This is a genomic window from Rheinheimera sp. (assembly GCF_030824435.1).
Taxonomy (GTDB): Bacteria; Pseudomonadota; Gammaproteobacteria; order Enterobacterales; family Alteromonadaceae; genus Pararheinheimera.
Window position 1 is genome coordinate 1 of sequence record NZ_JAVBXS010000006.1, and the last position, 4,316, is coordinate 4,316.

The 4,316-nt window shown below is 44.4% G+C and carries 5 protein-coding genes; all 5 read right to left on the bottom strand.

Annotated elements, in window-relative coordinates; all coding sequences use genetic code 11:
• Positions 1-232 precede the first annotated feature (232 nt).
• Positions 233-1,315, bottom strand: a complete 1,083-nt coding sequence (locus tag RCH83_RS00100; RefSeq protein WP_306517913.1) for a c-type cytochrome — start codon at positions 1,313-1,315, stop codon at positions 233-235.
• Positions 1,316-1,641: 326 nt separating this feature from the next.
• The gene (locus RCH83_RS00105; RefSeq protein ID WP_306517915.1) at positions 1,642-2,148 is read right to left on the bottom strand and encodes a tetratricopeptide repeat protein; all 507 of its coding nucleotides are present in this window, start codon (positions 2,146-2,148) and stop codon (positions 1,642-1,644) included.
• 109 nt (positions 2,149-2,257) lie between these two features.
• Positions 2,258-2,671, bottom strand: coding sequence for a hypothetical protein (locus RCH83_RS00110; protein ID WP_306517917.1), 414 nt, complete (start codon positions 2,669-2,671; stop codon positions 2,258-2,260).
• Positions 2,672-3,133: 462 nt separating this feature from the next.
• On the bottom strand, positions 3,134-3,421 hold the full coding sequence (locus tag RCH83_RS00115) for a DUF1488 family protein (RefSeq protein WP_306517919.1): 288 nt from the start codon (positions 3,419-3,421) through the stop codon (positions 3,134-3,136).
• 80 nt (positions 3,422-3,501) lie between these two features.
• Positions 3,502-3,834 carry a hypothetical protein gene (locus tag RCH83_RS00120; RefSeq protein ID WP_306517921.1) on the bottom strand — a complete coding sequence of 111 codons (333 nt, stop codon included), beginning with the start codon at positions 3,832-3,834 and terminating at the stop codon, positions 3,502-3,504.
• Positions 3,835-4,316: the final 482 nt, after the last annotated feature.

Genomic DNA, 4,316 nt, shown 5'->3' on the forward strand with positions numbered 1-4,316 from the left:
TTCTTCTTTTGGAACAAGAGCATTGTCAGATAAGTCTGCATGCGCAAACATTGCTGCCAAACCGATGAGTAAGCCAAATATAATTCTCAGATTGTTCATATTCTTCCTGTAAGGCTAACTACCAAATTTAGCGCGGAAAGTCGCGCAGCGGGTTGACGTCGCAGCCAGCGCTTTTTGCTGGCGATAAAATTTGATTGTTATGCACCCGCTACACAATGATGACAAGGTACTTTTAGTCAATGACCTGACTAACCTTTGCCTTACCTGCAACAACAGGTAATCCCATCTCAATCCATTTGATAATACCTTCATCAATAACCCCGGTATTTTTGTACCCTAAACTTCGGAGATGATTGATAACTGAATCTGAAGCAGCGTGAGGGCAGGCGCAATAAGCAATAATCCAGGTGCCATCATTGGGTAAGTTTTCGGCAATTTTGGATTTGTCTCTGTAATACGGCATCGGAACCGCACCGGGAATATGAATACGTTGCCAGGCAGAGCCCGGCCGGGTATCCAGAATAATCATTTTTTTGTGTTCTTTTAATGCTTGTTCAACTTCGTGAGCTGGCACATACCGGCCTTCTCTTAAACTAAATTGCGGCGCTTCACTGTTGGGGTTCAGCACATACTCAGCGGGGCTCGGCCATGGTGCGAGTTCTGGCGGTTGTGGGCTCCAGCCCGAAGCCTGACTTCTCAGATAAGCAACAACATCATTGATTTCTTCATCCTTGAGAATTCCGGCAAAACTTTTCATCGGAGTGCCGTCTCTGCCGGTCAGGATAGCGTGTTTTAAATAGCTGTCTGTTGCGCTCGATAAGAATAATTGGTCTGCTAACGCAGTGCCGGTAATACCTTGGCCTTTGTCTCCATGGCAAGTTGCACAGTTTTTAGCATACAGCGCTTTGCCCTTCTCAGCCTTTCCGGGGATTGGCGCCTGGTCTAAATCTATCGGAGAAATCTGCTCTTTCTGCGCCAGCCATCTGATCAATAAGATAATGTCTGATTCTGTCAGAGGGCCGCCTGCGTCTTTGATATACCCATCCATTGCAGAATTCACCCGCCCGAAAGCAATGGAGTCAAACATCAGCTGAGGGAATGCGGTGCTCAGCATCGACTTTGAACGTAAAGATGGCGCATGGTCTGCCTTGTAACCCTCCCGCTGCGCGCCATGACACAAAGAACAATATCTTTGGTACATAGCGTCCGCTTTTGCCATCTCCACTTGATTTAACGGTGATAACAGATCAGCCCGGCATGGCGCATTGAAGCTCAAGGCGACAACAGCAAAAATGGCCAACAAAATCCTATTCATACACATAAATCCTTTTAAAATTTTAGTTTGTCGAAAGTTGCAAAAGTCTCTCAGGGCTTACAACCTTGCCAGCAGCAACAACGCCATAAGCATTTTGATATAGCTTTTCCTAATCAGAATTAGCCCGAGGAATAAAGAACAAAATGGCTTTGATTAAACAAACACCAATACTATTCAGCGCTTTTTCATTCCAGTTGGTTGCCAATTTTGTGAATCCGTAGTTCATTTTGATGCTTAACTACCAAATTTAGCGCGGCAAAACGCGCATGCGTTTTGCCGTCGCAGCCCATGCGTAGCATGGGCGATTAACATTTGTTTGTTATAAATTACTTAAATTCTTCTTTGACGAACTCTATTGCAGGGGGATAACCGGCTGCGGCAGATTGTTTATACCAATGTTCCGCTTTGACTACGTCTTTATCAACGCCCAGACCGTTCAAGTACAAACCACCTAATCCATACATTGCAACTGGATGCCCTTTTGTAGCTGCTTTTTCATATAATTCAGCAGATTTAGAATAGTTTTTATCTTTGCCCTGACCAGTTTGATACGCCCAACCTAGATCAAATATTGCACCGACATGCCCTTTTTCTGCGGCTTTCTCATAAAAACTCACTGCCTTGTCCAAATCCTTTTCGGCACCCCATCCTTCTTTGTAGAGAATTCCAACTCCATAAAGAGCATCCGGATCACCTTTTTCTGCAATTGGTAAAAGTATTTTTAGTCCTTGTTCATAATTGCCGTTTCTCACTGCGTTGTAACCATCTTGTACAGTACTTGCTTCCAACGAAGCCATGACAAACAAACTAAAAATGAGAAGAAAACGTTTCATTCGAGCCTCACTATTTTTATAACGCTTAGCTAATTGGCTGCCGCAGCGAAGCGTAGGCAGTCCAGTGGAGGCCACGCTGTTTGTGGCCGGAACGAAATTAAGCAACTTGTTAGCTGCTTACCACATGATTTTGTAAGTAACTAATCCGTGTTTTACGCCAGTATGGATACAAGATTAAGCTAGTAGTGCTGTAACTAACCCAGTTACCGTCTTCAAATGCTTCTATGACCCATTTATATTCTGTCTTGCCTTTAATAAAGACTTTTAATCGACACTTTTCACTGAGGCCAAAAGCAAAACAATTTAACGCTTCATTTTTATCTGAAAATTCTTCGTGCCAACCGTTGTAACCTACAGTACAAACTTGCTCTGATTCTGCAAGCCAAACTGTGAACCCATTCTCTGGTGATACTGATATAGTTGAGCCGTCCAGCTCCCATTTGAGCTCAGGATATTTCTCAAGTTTTTCTTTAATTTGGTTGATGCAATCCATACTCATACCAATAGCTAACGCCCGCAGCACAGGCCGAAACCCGCGCAGCGGTTGAGGTCCAGGCCACGCAGTGGCCGATTGTGACTGCGCTTGTTAGGCCAGTACACCGAATGTTTTAAAGTTAAGAAAACCATACTTTATACATCTCGGTAAGAAATTGTTTATCCAGTGAAACGCCAGATGCCGATCCAATAACGGAATCTATACCGCAATAGGGGCATAGTGCTGTTTGTCCTACCTCATTTTCATTTTCATCAATCCACTCCACAATCTCGGAAGGTGGGTAGACTTTAAGGCAGTAAAAGCAACCACATAACTCACTGCCCACAATCTGTTTCCGGTGATTGGAAGAGTATTGATGAGCTGCGTGATATTCCGTTCGATTGAACATCCGTATTCCTTCAAGGCCTAACGCTAGCCTAAACGGCGAGCAACTTGTTGCGAGTCCGGTGCAGCTTGCTGCACATATTTAAGGCTCTTGTTAGGTTCCATTTAGCATTTAACTTCAAGAATATCAGCCTCAGTAATTTCAGTGCCGGCTATATCTTTGATTTGACTGAGGCGATTAGAACTCGCCAACATCACAGCTGCTTCTCTTATCAATGAAAGATTTGCATCAAATGTTTCAGGAAATTGCCGTCTTGATTCTTTCAATACACCTGAGCCTAAAGTTTCGGCTGAGATACTGAATCTAATCTCAGCTCCATTGAAGCTCAAATCGAACCAGACTCCCCATCCTTTCTCAGCCCATATATTGGATATATCTTCAATGCTGCTCATCGTGAACCTAACTATCGCCTAAACGGCGAGCAACTTGTTGCGAGTCCAGCGGCCGCAGGCCGCGATGTTTAAGGCGCTTGTTAGGTTTTTTGCCGCAATTTGAATAAACCACTATCTAGCAATTTTTTCTCTAACCAGCTTATTAACTCTTGGTTTAATGCGATGTTTTTACCCCAGGTATCGCATTCTCCCCAAACGAACCAGCTATCTGATGAGATAGTTAATTGTCGGAGCTTATATTCTCCGTTCACATTTCTCATAAAGACATGATGTTCATCGGAATCACATAAATAGCCATGGGGTTCCAAGATGTCTTTTAATGCTTGTCTGAATGCTTGATCTGTTGAATCTGATAAAAAGCAAATCAATCGTTCTTCACTTGTGCCTGATTTTTGTATATCGAATTCAAACATTGAGCAACCTAACGCTGAGCGCACGCGCGGCAACTGCAACGCAGTTGACGTCGCTGCGGCCGAAGGCCGCAAGTGCCGCGACTTGTTAGCCGAAAGCCCGGATAAGGGCAACGCGAAAACACCAACAACGCCGCACGTGCAAATTTAAAAACTTACCCCACAAACAGCTGACTTTTGCAGCTTGCTGCCACAAAGTACCTGAGCGGAACCTGTAAATAATTAGTGAACACCAAACTACCAGAAGGGAAACGAAGAACGCAATTTCCGTTTGCACTTTACCCAAGCAACGAACTGCCCGAACAAAGCCACCTCCCTGGTGTTGGCTGCACAACCTGCCAAAAACTATAAAACCCGATTAACGGCTAACTATCGCCTAAACGGCGAGCAACTTGTTGCGAGTCCTGCGGCCGAAGGCCGCAAGGTTTAAGGCGCTTGTTAGGCATGTTGTACTTTTTGATTAGCCCACAGCGCAATGCCTGCGT

Bases quoted from the DNA above. Each gene is read 5' to 3' on its own strand.
- RCH83_RS00100 (WP_306517913.1), bottom strand. From the start codon at position 1,315: ATGAATAGGATTTTGTTGGCCATTTTTGCTGTTGTCGCCTTGAGCTTC.
- RCH83_RS00105 (WP_306517915.1), bottom strand. From the start codon at position 2,148: ATGAAACGTTTTCTTCTCATTTTTAGTTTGTTTGTCATGGCTTCGTTG.
- RCH83_RS00115 (WP_306517919.1), bottom strand. From the start codon at position 3,421: ATGAGCAGCATTGAAGATATATCCAATATATGGGCTGAGAAAGGATGG.
- RCH83_RS00120 (WP_306517921.1), bottom strand. From the start codon at position 3,834: ATGTTTGAATTCGATATACAAAAATCAGGCACAAGTGAAGAACGATTG.